The organism is Brevundimonas sp. NPDC007368 (genome assembly GCF_042869015.1).
In the GTDB taxonomy this organism is placed as follows: Bacteria; Pseudomonadota; Alphaproteobacteria; order Caulobacterales; family Caulobacteraceae; genus Brevundimonas.
On the sequence record NZ_JBIAFA010000006.1, the window covers coordinates 123,396 to 145,829 of the forward strand.

At 68.9% G+C, this 22,434-nt stretch carries 25 protein-coding genes; 11 read left to right on the plus strand and 14 right to left on the minus strand.

The window, feature by feature from the left end:
- The first annotated feature begins 14 nt into the window (after positions 1 to 14).
- On the plus strand, positions 15 to 713 hold the full coding sequence (locus tag ACFYLW_RS14030; protein WP_312064421.1) for a MarC family protein: 699 nt from the start codon (positions 15 to 17) through the stop codon (positions 711 to 713).
- A 5-nt stretch (positions 714 to 718) separates the two neighbouring features.
- On the opposite strand, the gene ACFYLW_RS14035 is transcribed toward ACFYLW_RS14030, so the two are convergent.
- From ACFYLW_RS14035 to ACFYLW_RS14055, 5 genes are all read right to left on the minus strand, one after another.
- Entirely contained in the window at positions 719 to 1,525 is an 807-nt protein-coding gene (locus ACFYLW_RS14035; protein WP_312064423.1) for an SDR family oxidoreductase, read from the minus strand.
- Positions 1,526 to 1,535: 10 nt separating this feature from the next.
- Positions 1,536 to 2,006: an Rrf2 family transcriptional regulator gene (locus tag ACFYLW_RS14040; RefSeq protein WP_312064424.1), complete on the minus strand. Its 471-nt coding sequence runs from the start codon at positions 2,004 to 2,006 to the stop codon at positions 1,536 to 1,538.
- Positions 2,007 to 2,097: 91 nt separating this feature from the next.
- Positions 2,098 to 3,171 carry a phosphotransferase family protein gene (locus tag ACFYLW_RS14045; RefSeq protein ID WP_312064426.1) on the minus strand — a complete coding sequence of 358 codons (1,074 nt, stop codon included), beginning with the start codon at positions 3,169 to 3,171 and terminating at the stop codon, positions 2,098 to 2,100.
- A 40-nt stretch (positions 3,172 to 3,211) separates the two neighbouring features.
- A complete protein-coding gene (glpK, locus tag ACFYLW_RS14050) occupies positions 3,212 to 4,720 on the minus strand; it encodes a glycerol kinase GlpK (RefSeq protein ID WP_312064428.1) in 1,509 nt (502 codons plus the stop codon).
- Positions 4,717 to 5,025 carry a hypothetical protein gene (locus ACFYLW_RS14055; RefSeq protein ID WP_312064429.1) on the minus strand — a complete coding sequence of 103 codons (309 nt, stop codon included), beginning with the start codon at positions 5,023 to 5,025 and terminating at the stop codon, positions 4,717 to 4,719. The genes glpK and ACFYLW_RS14055 overlap by 4 nt, the downstream gene beginning before the upstream one ends.
- 63 nt (positions 5,026 to 5,088) lie before the next feature.
- Between ACFYLW_RS14055 and ACFYLW_RS14060 the strand changes: the two genes are divergently transcribed.
- From ACFYLW_RS14060 to ACFYLW_RS14070, 3 genes are all read left to right on the plus strand, one after another.
- Complete coding sequence (locus ACFYLW_RS14060) at positions 5,089 to 6,063, plus strand: threonine/serine dehydratase (protein ID WP_312064430.1); 975 nt, start codon at positions 5,089 to 5,091, stop codon at positions 6,061 to 6,063.
- Positions 6,064 to 6,230: 167 nt separating this feature from the next.
- The gene (locus ACFYLW_RS14065) at positions 6,231 to 6,686 is read left to right on the plus strand and encodes a MaoC family dehydratase (protein WP_312064431.1); all 456 of its coding nucleotides are present in this window, start codon (positions 6,231 to 6,233) and stop codon (positions 6,684 to 6,686) included.
- A 91-nt stretch (positions 6,687 to 6,777) separates the two neighbouring features.
- On the plus strand, positions 6,778 to 8,451 hold the full coding sequence (locus tag ACFYLW_RS14070) for an MHYT domain-containing protein (protein WP_313471840.1): 1,674 nt from the start codon (positions 6,778 to 6,780) through the stop codon (positions 8,449 to 8,451).
- Here the strand turns inward: ACFYLW_RS14070 and ACFYLW_RS14075 are convergent.
- Complete coding sequence (locus ACFYLW_RS14075; RefSeq protein ID WP_292084753.1) at positions 8,448 to 9,380, minus strand: Gfo/Idh/MocA family protein; 933 nt, start codon at positions 9,378 to 9,380, stop codon at positions 8,448 to 8,450. The genes ACFYLW_RS14070 and ACFYLW_RS14075 overlap by 4 nt on opposite strands.
- Positions 9,381 to 9,385: 5 nt before the next feature.
- Positions 9,386 to 10,546, minus strand: coding sequence for a DegT/DnrJ/EryC1/StrS aminotransferase family protein (locus ACFYLW_RS14080; protein ID WP_312064434.1), 1,161 nt, complete (start codon positions 10,544 to 10,546; stop codon positions 9,386 to 9,388).
- Positions 10,547 to 10,746: 200 nt separating this feature from the next.
- Here ACFYLW_RS14080 and ACFYLW_RS14085 point away from each other — a divergent pair, with 200 nt between their 5' ends.
- The 3 genes from ACFYLW_RS14085 to ACFYLW_RS14095 all read left to right on the plus strand — a co-directional run bounded on the left by ACFYLW_RS14085 (position 10,747) and on the right by ACFYLW_RS14095 (position 13,410).
- Entirely contained in the window at positions 10,747 to 11,865 is a 1,119-nt protein-coding gene (locus ACFYLW_RS14085) for an AGE family epimerase/isomerase (RefSeq protein ID WP_312064436.1), read from the plus strand.
- Entirely contained in the window at positions 11,862 to 12,371 is a 510-nt protein-coding gene (locus ACFYLW_RS14090) for an HAD family hydrolase (protein WP_312064438.1), read from the plus strand. The genes ACFYLW_RS14085 and ACFYLW_RS14090 overlap by 4 nt, the downstream gene beginning before the upstream one ends.
- A gap of 67 nt (positions 12,372 to 12,438) precedes the next feature.
- On the plus strand, positions 12,439 to 13,410 hold the full coding sequence (locus ACFYLW_RS14095) for an alpha/beta hydrolase (protein WP_312064440.1): 972 nt from the start codon (positions 12,439 to 12,441) through the stop codon (positions 13,408 to 13,410).
- Positions 13,411 to 13,479: 69 nt separating this feature from the next.
- Here the strand turns inward: ACFYLW_RS14095 and ACFYLW_RS14100 are convergent, their stop codons facing one another.
- Positions 13,480 to 13,704: an alkylphosphonate utilization protein gene (locus tag ACFYLW_RS14100; protein WP_312064442.1), complete on the minus strand. Its 225-nt coding sequence runs from the start codon at positions 13,702 to 13,704 to the stop codon at positions 13,480 to 13,482.
- Positions 13,705 to 13,754: 50 nt separating this feature from the next.
- Positions 13,755 to 15,797, minus strand: a complete 2,043-nt coding sequence (locus ACFYLW_RS14105) for an NAD(+) synthase (RefSeq protein ID WP_312064444.1) — start codon at positions 15,795 to 15,797, stop codon at positions 13,755 to 13,757.
- 233 nt (positions 15,798 to 16,030) lie between these two features.
- Here ACFYLW_RS14105 and ftsY point away from each other — a divergent pair, with 233 nt between their 5' ends.
- From ftsY to ACFYLW_RS14120, 3 genes are all read left to right on the plus strand, one after another.
- Complete coding sequence (ftsY, locus tag ACFYLW_RS14110; RefSeq protein WP_312064446.1) at positions 16,031 to 16,966, plus strand: signal recognition particle-docking protein FtsY; 936 nt, start codon at positions 16,031 to 16,033, stop codon at positions 16,964 to 16,966.
- A 5-nt stretch (positions 16,967 to 16,971) separates the two neighbouring features.
- Entirely contained in the window at positions 16,972 to 17,616 is a 645-nt protein-coding gene (locus tag ACFYLW_RS14115; RefSeq protein WP_312064448.1) for a septation protein IspZ, read from the plus strand.
- 277 nt (positions 17,617 to 17,893) lie between these two features.
- Complete coding sequence (locus tag ACFYLW_RS14120) at positions 17,894 to 18,541, plus strand: MarR family transcriptional regulator (RefSeq protein WP_312064450.1); 648 nt, start codon at positions 17,894 to 17,896, stop codon at positions 18,539 to 18,541.
- Here ACFYLW_RS14120 and ACFYLW_RS14125 read toward each other — a convergent pair.
- From ACFYLW_RS14125 to ACFYLW_RS14145, 5 genes are all read right to left on the minus strand, one after another.
- Complete coding sequence (locus ACFYLW_RS14125; protein ID WP_312064452.1) at positions 18,538 to 18,777, minus strand: hypothetical protein; 240 nt, start codon at positions 18,775 to 18,777, stop codon at positions 18,538 to 18,540. The genes ACFYLW_RS14120 and ACFYLW_RS14125 overlap by 4 nt on opposite strands.
- 71 nt (positions 18,778 to 18,848) lie before the next feature.
- Positions 18,849 to 19,409 (minus strand): DsbE family thiol:disulfide interchange protein, encoded by a 561-nt coding sequence (locus ACFYLW_RS14130; protein ID WP_312064454.1) that lies wholly within the window; start codon positions 19,407 to 19,409, stop codon positions 18,849 to 18,851.
- Complete coding sequence (ccmD, locus tag ACFYLW_RS14135) at positions 19,406 to 19,558, minus strand: heme exporter protein CcmD (RefSeq protein ID WP_312064456.1); 153 nt, start codon at positions 19,556 to 19,558, stop codon at positions 19,406 to 19,408. Before ccmD ends, ACFYLW_RS14130 begins: the two co-directional genes overlap by 4 nt.
- 22 nt (positions 19,559 to 19,580) lie before the next feature.
- The gene (locus tag ACFYLW_RS14140; protein WP_312064457.1) at positions 19,581 to 20,300 is read right to left on the minus strand and encodes a heme ABC transporter permease; all 720 of its coding nucleotides are present in this window, start codon (positions 20,298 to 20,300) and stop codon (positions 19,581 to 19,583) included.
- A 66-nt stretch (positions 20,301 to 20,366) separates the two neighbouring features.
- Positions 20,367 to 21,392 (minus strand): adenosine kinase, encoded by a 1,026-nt coding sequence (locus ACFYLW_RS14145; protein WP_312064459.1) that lies wholly within the window; start codon positions 21,390 to 21,392, stop codon positions 20,367 to 20,369.
- A gap of 97 nt (positions 21,393 to 21,489) precedes the next feature.
- Here ACFYLW_RS14145 and ACFYLW_RS14150 point away from each other — a divergent pair, with 97 nt between their 5' ends.
- A complete protein-coding gene (locus tag ACFYLW_RS14150) occupies positions 21,490 to 22,380 on the plus strand; it encodes a transporter (RefSeq protein ID WP_312064461.1) in 891 nt (296 codons plus the stop codon).
- Positions 22,381 to 22,434: the final 54 nt, after the last annotated feature.

Sequence of the window (22,434 nt, forward strand, 5' to 3'; positions counted from 1 at the left end):
GGCGGGGGCAAGCAATGAACGCGGTCGATCTGGGGGTCAACCTGTTCGTGGCGCTGTTCGCCTTGCTGGACCCCATCGGCAATGTGCCGATCTTCGCCGCCGCCACCGCCGGGGCCTCGCTGCGCCAGCGCATCACCGTCTCGGCCATGATCTGCGCCTTCGCGGCGGTCTTCCTGGGCTTCTTCTTCTTCACGGGCCTGGGCCTGCTGCAGTTCTTCGGCATCTCCCTGGCCGCCTTCCGCATCGCCGGCGGCATCCTGCTGCTGCTGCTCGGCCTCGACATGGCGCGCGAGGACTTCCTCAAGATCTTCGCCGACGCCGACGCCGTGACCGACGCCAAGGACGTGCGCGGCTACGCCAAGCGCCGCTTCAAGCGCCTGATCGTGCCCTTCGCCATTCCGCTGATGATCGGCCCCGGCGCCATCTCGGCCATCATCATCAACGCCGGCGAGGCCCAGAAACTGGGCGCGGCGGGCACGGCCTCGTCGCTCGCAGCCATGGCCGCCGCCTGCGTCGTCACCTTCATCTGCTTCGCCTGCACCGGCCCGATCAGCCGCATCCTCGGCGACGTCGGCATGGCCATCGTGGTCCGCGTCCTGGGCCTGATCCTGTGCGCCCTGGCCATCCAGTTCATCATCGCCGGTCTGGGCGAAGCCATCCCCGGCATGTTCAGCCTGGGCGTCACCGCCCCCTACCCCGCCGGCGGTCACTAGGGACGTTAGAGGCGGTCCAGCCGTTTGGCGTGGCCGCCGACCATCTTTAACGCCAGGGCGTCGGGCAGCATCCCCCCGAGCGCCGCCAGCACATTATTGGCCACGCCCGGCGTGACGCGCGGCCGGTTGGCCTCGACCGCGTCCCAGCCAATGCGGGCCACGCGGTCGGCCTCCATCCACATCCATTTCGGATAGGCGCTCGAGACCTGTTCGCGCGAGCCGTTGACGTCGTGGAACTCAGTATAGGTGTAGCCGGGGCAGAGCGCCGTGACGTGAACCCCCGTCCTCCGGGTCTCCAGCCACAGGCCCTGCGAGGCCCTGATCAGGAAGCTCTTGATCGGGCCGTACAGGGTGTCCCCGCCGGTCGCCGGCATCTGACCCGCTAGCGAGGCGACGTTCAGCACCCGACCCCAGTTGCGTTCGACCATGCCGGGCAGCAGCAGGCGCGACAGCTCGACCGGCGCGGTCAGCATGACGCGGATCATGGCGGCGTGATCGGCCGGATCGGTCGCCAGAAAGCCCGTGGTGCGGCTAAAGCCGGCGTTGTTGACCAGGCCGTCGACCTTGAGGCCCCTCGCCGCAATGGCCGCGACCAGAGCGGCTGGCGCACCAGACTCGGCCAGGTCAGTCGTGATCACGCTGACGGTCACGCCGTGCTGCGCCGTCACCTCCTCGGCCAGGGCCTGCAACGGTCCCTCGCGTCGCGCCGTCAAGATCAGGTCGTATCCTCGCGCGGCGCAAACGCGGGCAAGCGCCGCGCCGATGCCGGCGCTGGCCCCCGTGATCAGGATGGTTCGGCGATGCTCCCCCAAGCGACGCGCGTCAGGCGGCGACGGGACAGGAGGAATGCGGCGCGAAGTCGCGCAGCGAGGCCGGGTCGGCCTCCAGCAGGTCGGCGATGGTGATCTTGGACAGGGCCGCGCCCGCGGCCTGATCGGCGGCGGTCAGGGCCTTGGCCACCTGACGCGGGATATGCTCGCCCACCGGGCAGCCCTTGGCCCCCGCGGGGGTCGAACCCAGATGGGCGCAGCCGTTCACCGCCTTCAACACCTCGTCCAGGCGGATGGTCTCGGGCTGACGCAGCAGCCAGGATCCGCCCGAGGCGCCCGGCCGCGTGGCGATCAGGCCCGCCTTGGCGAGCAGGGCCGTCACCCGGCGGATGACCACCGGATTGGTCGGCACCGAGGCGGCCAGTACGGCGCTGGGCGCGGCGTCGGCGGCCGAATAGGCGCCCTTGTGGGCCAGATAGGCCAGGGCGTGTGCGGCGACGGGGAATCTTTGGCTGTCAGACATCTTGATCAATGCTCCAGACCGGAAGGTAGGGCTTCCGCCGCCGTTTCACAAATCCAACCGCAACAAAAACTGTTTTAATTATCGCCAAGCTTCACGCCCCGGCCTTCCGGGCGAAGCTCCAGGCCGCGTCCGACAGGGGCTCGACCTGGGCCGCCATGGTCCTGGCGTGGGCGCTGGCGGCGGTGCCGTCGCGCACCCGACCGGCGATTCCCTGACAGATGGCCGCCAGCCGGAACAGGTTGTAAGCGAACAGCCAGTCCAGGTTCTGGAGCGGCGCCGTCCCGGTCTTTGCGGCGTAGCGTTCGACCGTCTCCTCGACCGAGGGAATGCCCAGGGCCTTCAGGTCCGCCCCCGCCAGACCATTCCTCAGCGACGCCGGAATAACCCAGGCGATCAGCAGGTAGGAGAAGTCGGCCATCGGGTCGCCCAGGGTCGACAGCTCCCAGTCCAGCACCGCCCTCACCTGCGCCGCGTCGGGGGCGAGGATCATGTTGTCGAGGCGAAAATCGCCATGAACGATCCGCGTCGGTCCCTCCGGCGGCAGGCTGTCGGGAAGGAAGGCGATCAGCCGGTCCATGGCCGGGATCGGCTCGATCTCCGAGGCGCGATATTGCTTGGTCCAGCGCCCGACCTGACGGCCGAAGTAGTTGCCCGGCTTGCCGTAGTCGCCCAGACCGATGGCGGCCGGCTCGAAGGCGTGCAGCGCCGCCAGCGTATCCGTCTGCGCCTCATAGATGGCCCGACGCTCGGCCGGGGCCAGCCCGGGCAGCTTCAGGTCCCAGAAGACCCGCCCCTCGATCTTGTCCATGACATAGAAGATCGAGCCTATGACGGTTTCATCCGCACACAGAACATAGGGCCGCGCCACCGGAAAGCCCTTGGCGTGCAGGGCCGAGATGACGGTGAACTCGCGGTCCACGGCGTGCGCGCTGGCCAGCAGGGTCCCCGGCGGCTTGCGGCGCAGGACATAGGTCCGGCTCGGCGTGGTCAGTTCATAGGTGGGGTTCGACTGGCCGCCCTTAAACTGGCGGATCGTCAGCGGCCCGGCGTAGCCCTCGACGTTTGCGGTCAGCCAGGCGTCGAGCGCCGCCTCGTCGAGGCGATAGCGCTCGTCCACCTCGCGCGTGCCGGAAAAGGCCGATTGCGCATCCAGACTGTCGGTCATGGTTCGTCTCCCTCGCCGGCGCTCTGCGGCGCGCGTGCGATCATTCGGCGGCGATGATGGCGGCCTTCACCGCCCCGCGCCAGCCCTTCAGCAGCCGCGCCCGTTCCTCGTCGCCCATGCGCGGCCACCAGACGGCGGGGGCCTCAAGCGGCGCGGTCCACAGTTCGCTGGTAAGGCCGACGCCGAAGGCCGCCAGCCTGGCCGCCCCCATGGCCGTCATCTCCTGGAAGGCCGGACGTTCGACTTCGACCTGGCAGATGTCGGCGACGAACTGCATGGCGAAGGCGTTGGCTGTGACCCCGCCGTCGACCTTCAACCGCGTCAGCGGCGGCGCCCCGTCCGCCTTCAGGGCGTCCAGCAGATCGCGCGTCTGATAGGCCAGACTCTCCAGCGCCGCGCGAACGAAGTGGGCCGGGCCGCTGTCGCGGGTCAGGCCGATGACCGTCCCCCTCGCCTCGGGCTGCCACCAGGGCGCGCCCAGGCCGGTGAATCCGGGAACCAGATAGACCCCGCCATTGTCCTTCAGCGTCTGGGCCATGGCCTCGGACTGGCGCGAGTCCGAGATGACCTTCAGCCCGTCGCGCAGCCACTGGATCGCCGACCCGGCCGAGAAGATGGAGCCTTCGAGGGCGTAGGCGACCTGACCATCGGCGGCGTAGCCCAGCGTGCCCAGCAGCCGCGAGGTCGAAGCCACCGGCTGATCCCCGACATTGGCGACCAGAAATGCCCCGGTGCCGTAGGTGATCTTGGCGTCCCCGGCCGCCAGCGCCCCATGCCCGACCAGGGCCGCCTGCTGATCCCCCGCCGCCCCGTGGATCGGCAGGGCCCGCCCAAACAGGCTGGCGTCGCAGTCGCCCAGATGATCGGCGCAGCCCCGAATCTCGGGCAGGGCCTCAATCGGCACATCGAACAGGTCGCAAAGATCAGACCGCCACTGCAGCGTCTTCAGGTCCATCAGGCTGGTGCGGCTGGCGTTGGTGGCGTCGGTGACGTGGCTGGTGCCCACTCCCCCTTCTCTGGCCGTCAGCTTCCAGATCAGCCAGGCGTCGATGGTGCCCAGCTTGACCTCGCCCTTGACCGCCCGCTCGCGCGCGCCCGGCACGGCGTCCAGCAGCCAGGCGTATTTCGAGGCCGAGAAATAGGGGTCGAGGATCAGGCCGGTGGCGCCCTGCACCGCCGCCTCATGCCCGTCCGCCGCCAGCCGCGTGGTCACGTCCGCCGTGCGCCGGTCCTGCCAGACGACGGCCCGGTGCAGCGGCTCGCCCGTCGTCGCATCCCACAGCACCGAGGTCTCGCGCTGGTTGGTGATGCCGACAGCGGCGAAGCGACCGACGCCGCCGGCCTTGCGCACTACCTCGCGACAGGTCTGCAGGGTCGCGCGCCAGATCTCGGCCGCGTCGTGCTCGACCCAGCCCGACTGCGGGAAATGCTGCGCCAGTTCGATCTGGCTGACCGCGACGGCGGAGAAGCCCCCTTGAGGCGTGACTTCAAACGCGATGGCCCGCGTCGAGGTCGTGCCCTGGTCGATGGCGAGGATGAGACGGGTCATGGCGCGCGGCTTCTCCAGGTTTCGACCAAGGCGAGTGCTGAACTCAGAAGGCTGTCAAACTCGGCCACACCTCCACGCCAGGTCTGCTCGAATTCCTGATCGTCGTTGCTGTCCACCGAACGGGCGGTCACGACAACCGCGTCGGCGGCGGGCGGATCAATCACAATCTGAAAGCAGTCAAAAGGCGCGCGGCCGCCGATGTAGAAAAATCTGGCTGGCGCCTCCGCCCATTCCTTGACCACGGTCCAGCCATTCTCGGCGGCCCGGCGGTCCAGTTGCGCGTCTATGATCGAATAGGGGTCCATGACGGCGATCCTGCGGGGTGCAGGCCGTATCGACAAGCGAGCAGATGGGGGTATTGGCATCCTATGCACACGCCCTCCTTCTCCGGCGTCCTCGACGCCGCCCGCCAGATCGCCCCCGCCGCCGTGCGCACGCCGCTGATCGAGCATCCGGCCCTGAACCAGGCCGTCGGCGGGCGCGTCCTGATGAAGGCCGAGACGTTTCAGGTCGCGGGCGCCTTCAAGTTTCGCGGGGCCTACAACCGCATCAGCCGCCTGACGGACGCGGAGAAAACGCGCGGCGTCGTGGCCTATTCCTCGGGCAACCACGCCCAGGGCGTGGCGGCGGCGGCGCAGGCCGTCGGCACCCGCGCCCTGATCGTCATGCCGTCCGACAGTCCGACGGTGAAAGTCGAGGGCGTGCGGGCCTTTGGCGGCGAGGTGCGCTTCTACGACCGCTGGAGCGAGAGCCGCGAGGCCATCGGCGCCGAGATCGCGGCGGAACGCGGCTCCATCCTGGTCCCGCCTTTCGACGATCCCTTCATCATCGAGGGCCAGGGCACGGTGGGCCTGGAGATGCTGGAGCAGGCCGGGATCGAAATGGACCAGCTGCTCTGCGGCGCCTCGGGCGGCGGGTTGATCGCGGGGCTCAATCTGGTCATGGCCGAACAGAGCCCCGACACCCGCGTCATCGTCGTCGAGCCCGAGGCCTTCGACGACACCCGCCGCTCGCTGGAGGCCGGAAAGCGCGTCGCCTGTCCGCAAGGAGCCCCCTCCATCTGCGACGCCCTGATGGCCCCCATGCCGGGCGAGATCACCTGGCCGATCAACCGACGCCTGGCGGGCGCCGCGACCGTCACCGACGCCGAGGTGGCCGAGGCCATGCGTTTCGCCTTCCGCTGGCTGAAGCTGGTCATCGAGCCGGGCGGCGCCGTGTCCCTGGCCGCGCTTCTGTCCGGCAAGGTCGCAGCCAGGGGCCTGACCACCGGGATCATCCTGTCCGGCGGCAACGTCGATCCGGGCCTGTTCAGCGCCGTCATCGAGGGGCGGCTCAGCGCATAAATCGTCATCCCGGACGCCCGCAGGGCGATCCGGGACCGCCCAAGACGCCGCCGTCCGCGCTTCCGGCGGTCCCGGATCATCGCTAACGCAATGTCCGGGATGACGCAGGATGCGCCTCTTGCGCCCGCCCCCGACGCAGGCAAGGCTGCATCAAACGGAGGGGCCCGATGACAAAGCCGAGCGATCTGCCATCCCTGATCGGACAGGAGGTCGGCGTCAGCCGCTGGATCGAGGTCGATCAGGCCCGCATCGACGCCTTCGCCCGCATCACCGAGGACGAGCAGTTCATCCACGTCGACCCGGAACGGGCCAGGGCGACGCCTTTCGGCGGAACCATTGCTCACGGCTTCCTGACCCTCAGCCTGGCCTCGGCCATGAGCTATGACGCCGTCGCGCCGCTGGACGGCGTGGTCATGGGGGTCAACTACGGCTTCGACAAGCTGCGCTTCCTCGCTCCCGTTCCGGCCGGATCGAAAGTGCGCGGCCGCTTCAAGCTGCTGTCCGCCGAAGACAAGGGAGGCGGCCGCTGGCTGCTGAAGCACGAACTCACCGTCGAGATCGAGGGTGGCGACAAACCCGCCCTGATCGCCGAATGGCTGGGCATGCAGATGGTGAAGGCCTGAATCTCACCCGTTTCCGGTGCTGGACAAGGACAGGATAACGGCGCTCCAGTAACCATAGTCCGGGCACGGTCAGATCGAGGGAGGCTGGACAGTGCACCTTCACGGCGTTTCCGTCTTCGACGGCCTGTCCTTTCTGGTCGCCGTCTTCGCCGCCTGGACGGCGCTGGACCTGTTCCAGCAGGTGCGGTCCCACCAGGGCGGCGAGCGCCTGGCCTGGCTGGGCACTGCGGCCACGGCCATGGGCGGCGGCGTCTGGTCGATGCATTTCATCGCCATGCTGGGCTTCGATCCGGGTTCGCCGGTCCGCTATGACCTGACGCTGACCGTCATCTCCTTCCTTCTGGCGGTCGCCGGATCCAGCCTCGCCTTCCTCATCGCGGCAGGACGCGCAAACTCTCCTCGCATGATCCTGGCGGGCCTGGTCATGGGCGCCAGCATCTGCGCCATGCACTATGTCGGCATGGCGGCCCTGCAGACTTCGGCCGTCCTGACCTATGCGCCCGGCCTGGTCGCCGTGTCGGCGGCTGTCGCTCTTCTGGCCTCGATCGCCGCCTTGTTCGCAGTCAATCAGGACCGCTCACGGCTGTGGCGGCTGACGGCGGCCCTGGTCCTGGGCATGGCTGTGGTCGGGATGCACCATGTGGCCATGGCGGCCCTGACGGTCGCGCCGAGCCAGACCGCCGCCACGCTCGCCCCCCCCGGCGCCCCGCCCCTGCTGCTGGCCGTCGGCGTCGCCGGGGTGACGATCCTCATCCTGTTTCTGGCCCTGGCGGTCGCCATGGTGGACCAGCGCGACAAGCTGATCGCCATCATCGACGCGGGCGGGGTCGGCTACTGGGAGCTGGCCCTTCCACGGCAGGACCTCTGGCTGTCCGGCCGGGCGCGCAAATACCTCGGCCTGGCCCGCGGCGAGCCCTTTTCGGCGCGCGACCTCCCCCGCAAGCTGAAGCCCGAGGACATGGCACGACGAACGGAAACCCTGGAGCGCGCCCTCAGGGGAGAGGGCGACTACGCCGCGGAATATCAGATCCGCGACAGCGGCCGGTGGCTTCAGGTGCGCGGTCGGCTGATCCGCTCGCGGTCGGGCAAGCCGATCAAGCTGGCCGGGGTCATCACCGACGTCACCGACCGCCATCAGGCCTTCGCCGCCCTGGCCACCAGCGAGCATCGCCAGCGCCTGCTGATCAATGAGCTGAACCACCGGGTGAAGAACACCCTGGCCACCATCCAGTCGATCGCCGCCCTGACCGCGCGCCGCTCCAGCAGCGTCGAGGACTTCATGCGCCTGTTCGAGGCGCGGCTGATCGCCCTGTCGGACACCCATAACCTGCTGACCGCCAACGGCTGGGAAAAGGCGCGGTTAAGCGATCTGCTGGTTCAGGAATTCCGCCCCTACGCCGAGGATCGCCTGCGCATGACAGGGCCGGACGTGACCCTGGGCGCCGAACAGTCCCTGTCCATGGGCCTGATCCTGCATGAACTGGTCACCAACGCCGCCAAATACGGTCCGCTGAAATGTCCAAACGAGGCGGCGGGCTGGGTCGAGGTCCGTTGGAGCGGCCTTGACGACGGCGGCCTGGTCTCGCTGGACTGGATCGAGCACGGCGGCCCGGAGGTCGAGCCGCCGACGCGCACAGGCTTCGGCTCGCGCCTGATCGACACCAGCATCCGCACGACGCTCGCCGGGTCGGCGACCATGGACTATGCTCACGGTCGCCTGCATTGCCGCCTGACCTTCCGGCCCGGCGGCGCGCCGAACGCCTAGGGCTCGCCCAGGCAGCGCAGGGCGACTTCCAGATTGCGCAGACCGTCTTCGCCCGAAACCGCCGCCGTCTCGCCGCTGCGGATGGCGTGGACGAAGGCCTCGTGCTCCTTCTTGAGCGGCTCGGCGGGCCACGAGTTCAGCATCCGCGTCGAGTAGGAACCGTCCGGCTGCTGGCCGAAATACTCCGTCACCTGACGGGTGATTAGGTCGGCGACGATGAAGCGGTTCTTGGTGGCGACCTGCAGGGTGCGGGTCTTGTAGGGCGTGACCCAGTTGGTGGTGATGTGGGCGATCACGTCATTGGCCATGCGGAACTGCAGCAGGGCCGAGTCCTCGCGCGAGGCGTGGGTGTGGCCCAGCAGCGACTGGACCTCGACGACCTCGGAGCCCGTCAGGTGGCGGATGATGTCGATGTCGTGCACGGCCAGGTCGATGACCACGCCAACCTCGCCCATGCGCGGCGGGAAGGGGCCGACGCGGGTGATCTGGATGGAGATAATCTCGTCGCCGTCGATGGCGCGCTTGACCGTGTCCACCGCCGGGTTGAAGCGCTCGACATGGCCGACCATCAGGACGCGGTTGTTGGCCTTGGCCGCGTCGATCATGGCCTGGGCGTCGGCGGTCGTGGCCGCGATGGGCTTTTCGACCAGGACATGCACGCCCGCGTTCAGCAAGGCCACGCCCAGCTCGGCGTGGAAGCGGTTCGGCGTGGCGATGACGGCGGCGTCCAGACCGGCGGCGACAAAGGCCTGAGCGGTCGTCACAGCGGTCGCGCCGTAAGCCTCGGCCACGCCCTCAGCCGTCACCGCGTCGGGATCAAACACGGTCGTCAGCTCGACGTCGCGCAGTTCGGACAGGACGCGGGCGTGGTTGCGGCCCATGACGCCGGCGCCGGCGACGCCGATCTTGAGGGGAGTGTGCTGGGTCATGAGGATCAGGCCTTGAAGCTGGCGACGGCGGCGATGATGCGATCCTGGGTCGCTTCGTCCAGATCCGAGTGCATCGGCAGGCTGATGACGCGCTCCATCAGGCGTTCGGTCACCGGCAGGCCCTGCGGTCCGCGCGGATACATCTCATAGGCGGGCTGCAGGTGCAGCGGGATCGGATAATAGACCGCCGTGGGGATGCCCTCGGCCTTCAGGTGGGCGGCCAGACCGTCGCGGTCCTCGTGCTCGATGGTGTATTGCGCCCAGTTCGAGACATTGCCCGTCGGCACGTCCGGCACGGCCGCAACGTGGGGACGCAGGCCCTCGTTGTAGCGAGTGGCGATGCGGTTGCGCCATTCTATCTCCTGACCGAAGACCTTCAGCTTCTCGATCAGGACGGCGGCCTGGATGGTGTCCAGACGGCTGTTCAGGCCGATGCGCATGTTCAGGTATTTGGGGTCGTGGTCGAAGGTCTTGTCCTTCAGGTCGACCGCCACCGCCTTGCCGTGGACGCGGATGGAATCGATCAGCTGGGCCAGTTCGTCGTCATTGGTCAGCACCGCCCCGCCGTCGCCGTAGCAGCCCAGCGGCTTGGCCGGGAAGAAGCTGGTGGTGGTGATGTCGGCCCACTTCAGCGGGTGCTCGCCGTTGATGGTGCAGCCAAAGCCCTGGGCCGAGTCCGAGATCAGCTTCAGGCCATGCTTGTCGCAGATCGCCTTGATCGCCGGATAGTCGGCGGGCTGGCCGAACAGGTCGACAGCGATGACCACGCGCGGCTTCAGACGGCCTTCCTTCAGCGTCGCCTCGATGGCGGCCTCCAGATGGGCCGGGCTCATGTTGTAGGTGGCCTCGTCCACGTCGATGAAGACCGGCTCGGCGTCAAACCAGGGCACCACCTCGGCGGTGGCGGCGAAGGTGAAGCTGGGCACGAAGACGGCGTCGCCGCGTCCCACGCCCCACGCCATCAGCGGCAGGGCCAGGGCGTCGGTGCCGTTGGCGCAGCCCAGGGCGTGCTTGGCGGCGCCGAAGGCGGCCAGATCGGCCTCGAACTGGCGCACCTGCGGGCCCATGACCCACGCGCCGCCGACGACGGCTTCCTGAACGGCGGCCTCGATCTTGCCGCCGAGGCGAAGCCGCTGGGCCTGAAGGTCGATGAAGGGAATGGTCATGAAGGGTCGCTCTCTCGGTAGGGGCCGCGCAGGCGGAACTCGGGTTCGGCGGGCGGGCGCGAAGGCGGATCAACTATCTTGAGCGCCTCCTACCAAAGCCCGGGGGCTCTCGACAAACCCGCGAGGGTCACTTCGCGTTGCCGGTTGCAACGAAAGCCATGCTTGGCAAAACTGGCGACCCTGCCTAAGCCCGGCTGACCATGACGCTTTCGAACGCACAGAACCGGGCCCGTGACTGGCTGTTCCACCAGGCCCTGCCGCTGTGGGCGTCGGCCGGGATCGACGCCGAGGGCCGTTTTTTCGAGAAGCTGGATTTCGACGGCCGCCCGATCACCCGCGTCCCCCGCCGCACGCGGGTGCAGGCGCGCCAGGTCTATGTCTTCGCCGAAGCCGCGGCGCTCGGCTGGCCAGAAGAGGAAAATGGGGGCGAAACGATCGCCCGACGCGGGCTGGACGCCCTGATCCGCGACCACCGCCGTGACGACGACCTGTGGGTGCGCGCCGTTGACGACGCGGGCGCCGTCATCGACGCCACGCCCGACCTCTACGACCTGGCCTTCGTCCTGTTTGCCTTGTCCGCCGCCCATCGCGTGCTGAAGGACGAACGCGCCCTGCCCCTCGCGCTTTCGACCCTCGCCGCCATCGAGGCGCGGATGGCCGATCCGGCCTATGGCGGCTGGCAGGAAGCCCTGCCTCCGGTCCTGCCGCGCCGTCAGAACCCGCACATGCACATGCTGGAGGCTGTTCTGGCCTGGCAGGTGATCGCCCCCGAGCCCGCCTTCGAGGCGGCGGCGCGCCGCGTGCTGGACCTGTTCGCCGCCCGCTTCTTCGACCGCGAACACCTGATGCTGGGCGAGTTCTTCACCGCCGACTGGGCCATCGCGCCCGGCGGCGCCGGTCAGGTCATCGAGCCCGGCCACCACATGGAATGGGTCTGGCTGCTGGATCAGGCCCGCCGCCTGGGCCTCGACGGCCACGACCGCAAGGCCGACGCCCTGTTCGCCTCGGCCCTCACCAACGGCTTCGACGCCCAGGGCATGGCGATCCGCGAGGTCGACCGCATCGGCGCGGTCCGCGACGACGGTCGTCGTCTATGGGCTCAGACCGAGGCCCTGCGCACCCTCCTCCTGCGCGGTCGCACCGACCACGCCCTGCGCCTGATCGAGGGCGTTTTCGCCACCCATCTGGCCACGGCGACGCCCGGCCTCTGGGTCGACAGCTACGACGCGCAAGGCCGCCCGCAGGACGCCTCGGTCCCCGCCTCGACCCTCTATCACCTGATGACCGCCTTCTCGGCCCTGCTGACGGAACCCGCATGAGCCGACCGGCTGCCTTCCTCGACCGCGACGGCGTCCTGATCGTCGACTGCGGCTATCCCCACCGCCCCGACCAGCTGGTGCTGATCCCCGGCGCCGCCGAGGCGGTGAAGCGGCTGAACGACGCGGGCTATGTCGTCGTCATCGTGACCAACCAGTCGGGCGTGGCGCGCGGCCTGTTCAGCGAAGAGACCATGCACGGCTTCAACGCCCTGCTGGTCGAGCGTCTGGCTGAAAGCGGCGCCCGCATCGACGCCGTCTACGCCGCCCCCCACCATGCCGAGGCCGTGGACGAACGCTACCGCCACCCCGACCATCCCGACCGCAAGCCCAATCCCGGCATGCTGCTGCGCGCCATGACCGAGCACGATCTGGACCCGGCCCGCTCGCTGATGATCGGCGACCAGCCCTCGGACATGGAGGCGGCGCGCCGCGCGGGCGTGGCCGGGCATCGCTTCCCCGAAGGCGGCGACCTCGATCAATTCGTCGCGGCCATCCTTTCGACCTGATCGCAATTCTTCATCTGGTGAATTACTCTGCCGCCAAGGTCAGAAGAAGCCGCCGGAGAAGACGCCCATGCCCGCCCATGCCTCGCCCTTCGCAGATCGCTACGTCGAGCGTCGCTGGACCTCGCCGGACGGCCTGAGCCTCTACGCCCGCGACTACGCCCCCGCCGAGGGTCCGGCCACGCTGCCCGTCATCGCCATCCACGGCCTGACCCGCAACAGCGCCGACTTTGGCGTCATCGCCGGGTTGATCGCTCAAACCGGCCGCCGCGTCCTGGCGGTGGACGTGCGCGGACGCGGCCTGTCCGACCGTGCATCCGACCCCATGACCTATACGCCCGACGTCTATGCCCGCGACGTCATCGCCCTGATGGAGCAGACCGGAATCGAGAAGGCGGTCTTCCTCGGCACCTCCATGGGCGGCCTGATCACCATGGCCCTGACGGCGATCAGGCCTCAGGGCGTCGCCGCCACCGTTCTCAACGACATCGGGCCGGAGGTGGCGTCCGAGGGTCTGGCCCGCATCGCCGAATACACCGGCCGCAAGATCGAGATCCACGACTGGGCCGACGCCGCCGCCTACGCCCTCGACATCAACGCCGTCGCCTTCCCCCATTACGACGACGCCGACTGGGACGCCTTCGCCCGCCGCATCTTCCGCGAGGGCGAGGATGGTCGACCGGTGCTGAACTACGACCCCGACATCTCGGTCCCGATCCGGGCGGCGGGGGCCGCAGCCCTGGTCCCCGACCTGTGGCCGGCCTTTATGGGCCTGGCGACCGGGCGCCCGACCCTGCTGGTGCGCGGCGGAACCTCGGACCTGCTCAGTGCAGACATCGCCGGCCGGATGCGCGAAGCGGCGCCGTCCATGGCCTATGTCGAGGTTCCCGGGATCGGCCACGCCCCCATGCTGGACGAGCCCGAGGCCCGCGCGGCGATCCTGACCTTCCTGGCGAGCTTAGCTAATATCCGCAGTCATTCCGGGGCGGCGAAGCCGAACCCGGAACCCAGGCGGTTGTGCAACCGGCATGGCCCGTGTTGATCTCGACCGTCTGGGCCCCGGACAGCCCTGCGGGCTTCCGGGGTGACGGCAAGAGGGGTCGCTCTAGCCCTATGCCTTCTTCACAAACTCCGTCCGCAGGACCAGGCCGCGCACCTTCTCGACATTGGCCTCGATCTCGTCGGGGTCGCCGGTTAGGCGGATGTTCTTGACCAGGGCGCCGCGCTTCAGCGTCACCCCGCCCGAGCCCTTGACCTTCAGGTCCTTGATCAGGGTCACGCTGTCGCCGTCGGCCAGGATGTTGCCGTTGGAGTCCTTGGTCACGTCGTCGGTCATGGTCGTCTCTTTCTCGTCATCCCGGCAGAAAGCCGGGGCGACGGTCCTACTCAATCGGGGACGTTATTGTCGAGTTCGTCGAGCCAGACCCGCGCGCTGCTGTCCGACGGCGCCCGCCAGTCGCCGCGCGGCGACAGCGAGCCCCCCGTCACCACCTTGGGCCCGTTCGGCACGGCCGAGCGCTTGAACTGGCTGGTCTGGAAGAAGCGGATCAGGAACTTGCGCAGCCAGGCCTTGATGGTGGGCAGGTCATAGGCGACCCGCTCGGCCTGCGGCAGACCGGCAGGCCAGGCGCCCGTCGCCGCATCGCCCCAGGCCTGATGCGCCAGATAGGCGACCTTGGACGGCTTCAGCCCGAAGCGGCTGATGTAGAAGAGGAAGAAATCGTTCAGCGCATAGGGGCCGACAATAGACTGCGTCGACTGGATCGCCCCGTCGGCGCCCGCCGGGACCAGTTCGGGCGAGATCTCCGTGGCCAGGATGGCGTGGAGCGTCGGGGTCGCCGCCTCGCCCACCAGACCGCGCTCGGCCACCCAGCGGATCAGATGCTGGATCAGGGTTTTCGCCACCCCGCCGTTGACGTTGTAGTGGCTCATGTGGTCGCCGACGCCATAGGTGCACCAGCCCAGGGCCAGTTCCGACAGGTCTCCGGTGCCCAGGACGAAGCCGTGGTTCTGATTGGCCAGACGGAACAGATAGTCGGTGCGCAGGCCCGCCTGCACGTTCTCGAAGGTGATGTCATGCACCGGTTCGCCATTCGAGAAGGGATGGCCGATGTCGCGCAGCATCTGTTCGGCGGCGGGACGAATATCGATCTCGGCCCCCGTCACCCCCAGCGCCTTCATCAGCGCCCAGGCGTTCGACTTGGTGCCGTCCGAGGTGGCGAAGCCCGGCAGGGTGAAGGCCAGGATGCCGGTGCGCGGCAGCTTCAACCGATCAAAGGCGCGGCAGGCCACCAGCAGGGCCTGGGTCGAATCCAACCCGCCCGAGACGCCGATCACCAGGGTCTTCGCCCCGGTCGCCGTCATCCGCCGCATCAGGCCCTGAACCTGGATGTTGAAGGCCTCGAAGCAGTCCTGATCCAGACGCGCCGCATCGTCCGGCACGAAGGGGAAACGGTCCAGCGGACGGATCAGGGCGTCGCCCGGCCCCTCTCCGGCCTCGAACGGGACCACCGTCGCGGCCTCGCCTTCCAGCCGGGCGCAGTCGGCGAAGGTGCCGTTGCGCAGGCGATCCAGACCGATGCGGTCCACGTCCACGTCGGCGACGGTCAGATGGCTTTCCAGCGCGAACCGCTCGCCCTCAGCCAGCCGCGCGCCCAGTTCGTGGATGGTCGCCTGACCGTCCCAGGCCAGGTCCGTGGTGCTCTCGCCCCATCCCGAGGCGGCGAAGACATAGGCCGACAGGGTGCGGCTGGACTGGCTGGCGCACAGCAGGGCGCGCTCGTCCGCCTTGCCGATGACGATGTTGGAGGCCGACAGGTTGCACAGGATGCGCGCCCCCGCGAGCGCCGCCCGCGTCGAGGGCGGCTGCGGCGCCCAGAAGTCCTCGCAGATCTCGACCGCGAAGACGAAGCCGGGCCGATTGCTTGCCTCGAACACCAGACCCGGCGCGAAGTCGACGCTCGTACCGTTCAGGACGATGGCGTCCTCGCTGCGGCTGGCGGCCGGCGCGAACCAGCGCTTTTCGTAATATTCGCGGTAGTTGGGCAGGTAGGTCTTCGGAACCACGCCCAGCACCTCGCCCCCGCCCAGCACAACCGCGCAGTTGAACAGGGCGTCGCCGTTGCGAAGCGGCGCGCCGATGACGGCGATCACGCCCGCTTCGTCCGCGACCTCGGCCAGTTCAGCGATCCGGCGCTCGACCTCTTCCAGCAGAGCCGCCTGCATCAGCAGGTCGTCGATGGCGTAGGCGCTCAGCGACAGTTCGGGGAAGACCAGCAGGTCCACGCCCTGCTCCCCCGCCTGACGGATCAGCCGTTCGTGCTCCTCGGCGTTGGCGGCCGGGTCGGCGACATGGACCACCGGGGTCGCGGCGGCGACGCGCACGAAGCCGTGGCGGCGCGGGGGGTGGAAGGGATGCGTCTTCGTCATCGATTTTTCGCTCCTTTCGAACGCGCTCGGTCCAAGGCCTCCGGCCGCGCGTCCCCTCCGCCGTCATCCCCGGCCTTGTGCCGGGGATCCATGGACTCGAGGTCGGCCGACAGCGCCCCCCCGTCAACCCCGACGTTTATGGATTCTCGGGACAAGCCCGAGAATGACGTAAGAAAAAGGCGTCGCAAGGATCGCGCGTGACCTGAGAACCGGCGTCGGCTAAGGCTCGCACCATGAGCGATACGCCCAAAAAAGGCTGGTTCCAGCGACTGAGCGCGGGTCTGTCCCGGTCTTCCAAGCAGATGACCGAACAGGTCGTCTCGACCTTCGTGAAGGAGCCCCTGTCCGAAGAGGCGCTGGAGCGTCTGGAAGAGCACCTGATCGAGAGCGACCTGGGGCCCGCCGCCTCGGCCCGCATCGTCGAGCGCTTCCGCGCCTTACGCTTCGGCAAGAGCTCGGACGAGCGCGAGATCAAGGAGGCCCTGGCCGAGGCCGTGGCCGCCGAGCTGACGCCGCGCCAGGCCACCTTCGATCCCCTGTCGGGACCCAAGCCCTATGTCGTCCTCTTCGTCGGGGTGAACGGCTCGGGCAAGACCACGACGCTGGGCAAGATCGCCTCGGACCTGACGGCCAGGGGCGCAAAGGTCATGATCGTCGCCGGCGACACCTTCCGCGCCGCCGCCCGCGAACAGCTGAAGGTCTGGGCCGAACGCGCCGGGGCCGATTTCGAGAGCCGCCGCGACGGCGCCGACGCCGCCGGTCTGGCCTTCGACGCCTATACGAAGGCGAAAGCCGAGGGCTATGACGTGGTCCTGATCGACACCGCCGGGCGCCTGCAGAACAAGTCGACCCTGATGGACGAACTGCTGAAGATCGTCCGCGTGCTCAAGAAGGTCGACGCCGAGGCCCCGCACGAGACCCTGCTGGTGCTGGACGCCACCGTGGGCCGCAACGCCCTGGAGCAGGAAAAGATCTTCGGCCGCACCGCCTACGTGTCGGGTGTGGTGATGACCAAGCTGGACGGCACGGCGCGCGGCGGGGTCCTGGTCCCCGTGGCCCAGGCCTCGGACGCCCCGATCAAGCTGATCGGCGTCGGCGAAGGCGTCGAGGACCTGCAACCCTTCGACGCGCGCGCGTTTTCCCGATCACTGGTCGGGCTTGAGGACTAAAGCGTATGAGTGAAGCCGTCGAAACCAAGCGTCCGCAGTGGATCCGTCAGGCCGTCGATTTCGGCGCCCTGATCGCCTTCATGGCCGCCTATTTCATCACCCGCGACATGATCAAGGCCACCTGGGTCCTGGTCATCGCCTCGATGATCGCCCTGGCCGTCGGCTTCATCATCGAGCGTCGCCTGGCGCCCATGCCCCTGATCACCGGCGGCTTCGCCCTGGTCTTCGGCGCCCTGACCATCCTCACCGACGACGACCTGTTCGTGAAGCTGAAGCTGACGGTGCAGAACGGCCTGCTGGCCGCCGTGCTTCTCGGCTCGCTGCCGTTGAACAAGTCCCCTTTCAAGGCCCTTCTCGGCTCGGCCATCAAGGTGACGGACGCCGCCTGGCGCACCCTGACCTTGCGCTACGGCCTCTATTTCCTGGCCGTCGCCATCGCCAACGAGGTCTTCCGCAGTCCGGCCGCCGTCACCGCCATCTGGTCGGCGCTGAACCTGGGGACGCCCGACCCCAACGGCGTCTGGACCGCCTTCCGCGGCGTCCTGTGGATCGCCGCCTCCATCTTCGGCCTGTGCCAGGTGCCGCTGATCATGAAGAACATGATCAAGGACGAGGAGCCCGGCCCCATATCGCCCGACACGGGACTTTAAGCTCCGTCATCCCGACCAAGCCCGCCAGGGCGCCGAGCCGGGACCGCTACAAGCGCAACCTTGGCCTGCGCGTGGCGTTCCTCTGCGGTCCCGGATAGCGGCTACGCTGCTTCCGGGATGACGATGACGTTGCGCCTCAAGTAGCGCGAAGCGCGGTAGGACCAGACAAAATGTCTTCAAACCGTCAGGCTTTCCGTCGTCAAAGCGTAAAGCGCGACTGTTAGCTGTCGCGCCATATCCGGCCCTCTCCTCGCGGCCGGAACGGGGATCGAAGACGATGGTCAAGTCGGGCAAGCAGGCGAAGATCAAGGGCGGGCTGGCGGAATCGCCCAGCCACCTGATGCACCGGGTTCTGCAGCTGGCCCTCGACATCTACGCCGAAGAGGCCGGTCCCGACGGCCTGACCCAGCGCCAGTTCGCCGTGCTGGAGGCGGTCTCGGTGCGCTCAGGCCTGACCCAGACCGATCTGGTCAAGGCCACCGGCATCGACCGTTCGACCCTGGCCGATCTGGTCGCCCGCATGACGACCAAGGGCCTGCTGGAACGCGAACGCTCGGCGCTGGACGCCCGCGCCAAGGCCGTGCGCCTCTCTGAGCTCGGTCAGGCCGCGCTGGAGGCCGCCCGCCCCCGCGTCGCCGCCGCCGACAAGCGCATCCTGGCCCTCCTGCCCAAGGCCCGCCGCGAGGGCTTCCTCGACCTGCTGACCAGCCTGACCGACGCCGCCGACGCCGCCCCCGAACAGGCCAGGGCCGAAGCCAAGATCGCCAAGAAGGCGGCCAAGGAGGCCCGCAAGGCCGAGAAGGCCGCCAAGAAGGCGCTGGACGGCGCCAAGCCGAAAAAGAAGAAGAAGGTCGTCGAACCAGCGGCTGACGCGGTTACGACCGACGCAGTGATCATCCCGCTCAAGGACGTGGCGAAAGCCTAGACCCGAATATCCAGCAGCGAGCCCGGCCGCTGATAGCGCGCGGTCGACGGGGCTTCCTGCGTCGACACCGACCGCACCGGCGTATCCGCGCGCGTCTCGACCGGAGCGGCGGCGGGCGTCGGCGCGCTCATGCCCATGGCCGCCCGGAAGAAGGCGGACTGGGAGGTTCTCAGCGCATGGGCCGCGCCGCCTGCGGGGGGCGGAAAGGCCGGACGGTCTGAAGGAATCGCGGACATGGACCGACGATCCGCCCAAAGACTCTAGATATGGTTAATGCGCGATTCACCCTGTTTCACGCGGGCGGGCTTTAGCGAACCGGCGCCTTCAGGGCATCGACCATCTTCTGCAGATCGGCGTCGGTCAGCACCGGCCCCGACGACTTGGCCACGATGGTCCCGTAGGCGTCCACGGCAAAACTCTCGGGCACGCCCGAGACCCCCAGGTCCAGCCCCGCCCGCCCCTCGCGGTCCACCAGGACCAAGGCGTAGGGATCGCCCAGTTCGTCGAGGAAAGCGCGCGTGGCGACCGGCTCGTCCTTGTAGGCCACGCCGATGACATTGATCCCCTGCGCCTTCAGCTTCATCAGCTGCGGGTGCTCCAGTCGGCAGGGCGCGCACCAGCTGGCGAACAGGTTGACGATCATCGGCTTGCCGACGCCCGCCGTCTTCAGGTCCAGCCGCTGATCGGTCTCGACCTCGCCCTGCAGGATGGGCAGGACCGTCTCGGGAATGGGCTGGCCGACCAGGGCGTCGGGCTTGTATTCGCGCCCCTCGCCCGGCGCGCCGGACATCGTGTTCAGTTGCACCATCAGGAAGACGCCCAGCGCCGCCAGGGCCGCGATGGGGATCAGGGCGAACCAGCGGTTCATTTGCGGGCCTCTTCCAGACGGGTCAGCTCTCGCTTCCAGCGTCGGGCGGCGAGCAGGGCGCGCAGCGAAATGGCGGCGAGAGCGACCGCGCTGATGGCCCAGGACGACCAGACGAAGACGCCGTAGGGGCTCATGTCGAGATCCAGCATCGGCGGCTCCTTAGGCTTCCAATCAGGCTTCTTGGGCGGCGCGGGCGCGCAGCGTCAGGACGCGGCGACGACGCACCTCGGTGCGGATCGAGGTCAGCCAGATGGCCCCGAACAGCATCCCATAGGCCGCCATCATGGTCAGCAGGGGCGCAAGGTAAGCCGGGTCCAGACTGGTCCCGCCCGCGCGCAGCAGCGAGGCCGGCTGATGCAGGGTGTTCCACCAGTCGACCGAAAACTTGACGATAGGCAGGTTGATCAGCCCGACCAGGCCCAGGACCGCCGCAGCGCGCCCGGCCTTGGCCTCGTCGTCGATCGAGGCGCGCAGGGCCATGTAGCCGAGGTAAAACAGGAAGAGGACCAGCACCGAGGTCAAACGCGCGTCCCAGACCCACCAGGTCCCCCACATGGGCTGGCCCCACAAGGAGCCGGTGATCAGGGCCAGACCCGTCAGCACCGCGCCCGGCAGGGCGGCGGCGCGCGCCGCGGCGTCGGCCAGCGGATGACGAAACACCAGGGCGAAGAAGCTGGAGACGCCCAGGGCCGCATAGGCGCCGAGGCCCAGGGTCGCGGCGGGGACATGGATGAACATGATCCGCACCGTGTCGCCCTGCTGATAGTCGGCGGGCGCGGCGAAGCTGAGCCAGATCCCCGCCGCCAGCAGCACGACGGCCAGCCCCCACAGAACCGGGGTGAGCGGGCGGGTGAAGCGCATGAAGCGGTCGGGATTGGCGAGGCCGAACATGGTCCGCCGATTACGCGGCGCGACGGGGAACGGCAAGCGCCCCCCGCGCGTGGCCCTTGGTTGCTATCAGAGCTTGAGCCCGTGCTCGCCGGCCAGGGCCTCCAGCTTGACCATGGGACGCGGGCCCCAGTGGGCGATGACTTCCGAGGCGGCCAGCGACCCCAGGGCGCCGGCCTCAGCCAGCGACAGGCCGCGCGCGAGACCCAGCAGGACGCCGGCGGCGTACTGGTCGCCCGCGCCTGTGGTGTCGACCACCTTGTCGACGGGGAAGGCGGCGACCTCGACCCGTTCGTCGCCACGGAAGATGACCGAGCCCTTTTCGCCGCGCGTCACGGCGGCGACCTCGACGATGCGGCCCAGGTGGGCGGCGGCGTGGTCGAAGTCCTCGGTCTCGAACAGGGCGTGCAGTTCGCCTTCATTGGCCAGGACGATGTCCGCCGAGGCCTCGATGAAGGCCAGCAGCTCGGCGCGCCAGCGGTGGACGACAAAGCTGTCCGACAGGGTGATGGCGACCTTGCGGCCCGCCGCATGGGCGGCGGCGGCGGCGGCCTCGAAGGCGGCGCGGGCCGGGGCCGGGTCGAACAAATAGCCTTCCAGATAGACGATCTCGCTGGCGCCGATCAGCTCGACGTCGATGTCGGCGGTCGTCAGCTGGTTGGCCGCGCCCAGGAAGGTGCACATGGTGCGCTGGGCGTCGGGCGTGACGTTGATCAGGCAGCGGCCGGTGCCGAAGCCCGAGCCCGCGCCGCCTTCCAGCACCGGGGTGTCAAAGTGGACGTGGGCGGCGCGGATGTCGTGGGTGAAGACCTCGCCGAGGGTGTCCCTGGCCACCTTGCCGATATAGGCCGCGCGACCGCCGAACGAGCCGACGCCCGCCACCGTGTTGCCGGCCGACCCGCCCGAGGCCTCGACCCCCGCCGCCATGGCGTCATAGAGGGCCGCGCTTTGGGCCTCGTCCACCAGCTGCATCGAGCCGGGCGTCAGGCCTTGGGCCTCGAGGAAGGCGGGCTCGCACGGGCTCAGCACGTCGACGATGGCGTTGCCGACGGCGCAGACGTCGAAGCGGGCGGTGGAGATGGCGTTCTGGGTCATGCGCGCCCCATAGCGGGACAAGGGCCGCGACGCCAGCGCCGGGCTTTTCGACGCCGCCGAAAACAGCCTATGCAGGTCGCCTCCGAGGAGCAATCGCATGACCGAAGTCGCCGTCCTGACCCCCGACCCCGCCGACCCCTCCTACGCGGGGCAATGGCCGGGCGTGCTGGACCGACTGGCGGCGGCCCTGGCCACGGCGGGGATCAAGGCGCGTCCGACGCCCTGGACCGATCACATCGAGAACGCCCACGGCCTGATGGACTTCCCGCTAGTCCTGCCCCTGATCGTCTGGGGCTACCACCGCGACCATGAGCGCTGGATGCAGGCCTGCGCGACCTGGGCCGACGCGGGCGCGCCCCTGGCCAATCCGGCGGAAGTCCTGCGCTGGAACTCGGACAAGCGCTACCTGGCCCGGCTGGCGGAAAAGGGCGTGGCCATCCCGCCGACCATCTGGACCGACCACGCCAGCCCCGCCGTGGTCGAGGCCGCCTTCGCCGCGACCGGCGCCGAACAGCTGATCGTCAAGCCGACCGTGTCCGGCGGCGCCTGGCGCACGCTCAAGGTCGCGGCCGGCGACCTGCTGGAGGACGTCCTGTCGGACGCCCCGCAGGGTGGGGCCATGATCCAGCCCTTCCTGCCGACCATCGCCACGGCCGGCGAGACCTCGCTCCTCTTCTTCGGCGGCGAACTCAGCCACGTGGTCAACAAGCGCCCGGCCCACGCCGACGAGTTCCGCATCCAGGTCCAGTACGGCGGTCAGTACCAGCGGCTGGATCAGGCCCCCGAGGGCGCGCTGGCCCTCGCCGAGCGGACGCTGGCCGCCATCGACGAGCCCCTGCTCTACGCCCGCATCGACATGGTGCCCGACGCCGACGGCCAGTGGCTGCTGATGGAGGCCGAACTGATCGAGCCCGACTTCTATCTCGGCGCCGCGCCTGAAGCCGGCGCCCGCTTCGGCCGCGCCGTGGCGGAGCGGCTGGGGCTCTAACAGCCCGTCCCCTCTTCTTCCGTCATCCTCCGGCGAGCGTAGCGAGACCGGGGG